The sequence below is a fragment of the Acidovorax sp. FG48 genome, assembly GCF_057809085.1.
Window position 1 is genome coordinate 1 of sequence record NZ_JBMDJH010000049.1, and the last position, 1066, is coordinate 1066.

1 protein-coding gene is annotated in these 1066 nt (G+C 63.9%); it reads right to left on the reverse strand.

Translation table 11 applies throughout. From position 1 onward, the window contains the following. Positions 1-7: 7 nt before the first annotated feature. Positions 8-979: an IS30 family transposase gene (locus ACODSU_RS25260; protein WP_488845709.1), complete on the reverse strand. Its 972-nt coding sequence runs from the start codon at positions 977-979 to the stop codon at positions 8-10. Positions 980-1066 lie beyond the last annotated feature (87 nt).

A 1066-nucleotide genomic window follows, 5' to 3' on the forward strand; every position in this document is an offset into this window, starting at 1 on the left:
GGCGGTTTCAACAACGAAGTGCGCCAGTCCCCAGTGTAAGTGGGGTCACTTTGTAGCCGTGGAACACCTCATGCGGAGTCTTCCAGCCCAAGCATCTGCGGGGTCGGTGGTTGAGCCGGTACACGGCTTGGAGCACCTGCTCTTCGCTGGCCATGCCTAGATCGCTGCCCTTGGGGAAGTAGTGGCGTAGCAGTCCATTGTGGTTCTCGTTGAGCCCACGCTGCCAGGGGCTGTGCGGGTCAGCAAAGTACACCTTCGTCTTTAGACGCCTATGTACCCACCTGTGCTGGGCGAACTCCTTGCCGTTGTCCAGCGTCAGGGTGTGGCGGCGCCTAGGATGGGGCCTGAGCATTTCGATGATGGCCTGGCCCACCGGCTCGGCCTGGCGCCGCTGCACACGCTGCGCCAGTGTGTAGCGCGAGCGCCGCTCGGTCAGGGTCACCAGCCCTGCCAGCCCACCCGCACCCGAGACGATGGTGTCGCCCTCCCAATCCCCCAGGCGCGCTCGCTTGTCCACGATGGCGGGGCGCTGTGCGATACCCACGCGATCGCGCAGTTGCCCCGCACCTGTGTGTGCCTTGCGCCGGCACTGGCCGCAACGCAGGCGCGGTGCAGCTTGTCCCATGCGGCGCAGCCGGTTGTAGATGCAGGTGTGGCTGATGCGCAGGCGCCTTTCCAGCCCCAGGCGGGCGGCGGCCTGCTGAGGTGACAGATCCAGCTGCAGATACGACAGCACCAGCTCCCACTGGGCATCGTCAAAGCGCTGAGCGTTGGTCTGGCCGCTTTGGCGCGAGAGAGCCTGTTGATGGGCGTTGTGGGCTTGGTAGGCTGTGCTGGCGTCGCTGTTGCGCCGGATCTCGCGGGCAATGGTGCTGCGGTGGCGCCCCAGGCGCAGGGCTGTCTGTGTGATCGACAGCCCCACGTCGCGCAGGCATTGGATTTGGTAACGTTCGCTTTGGCTCAGATGGGTGTAGTTCATGGTGCACTTGGGTTGACTGGCAGGTCACACAAGTCATCTTCACTTACTTGTCTGGGCCTACCTTTTGGCAACGTGCACTTCGTTGTT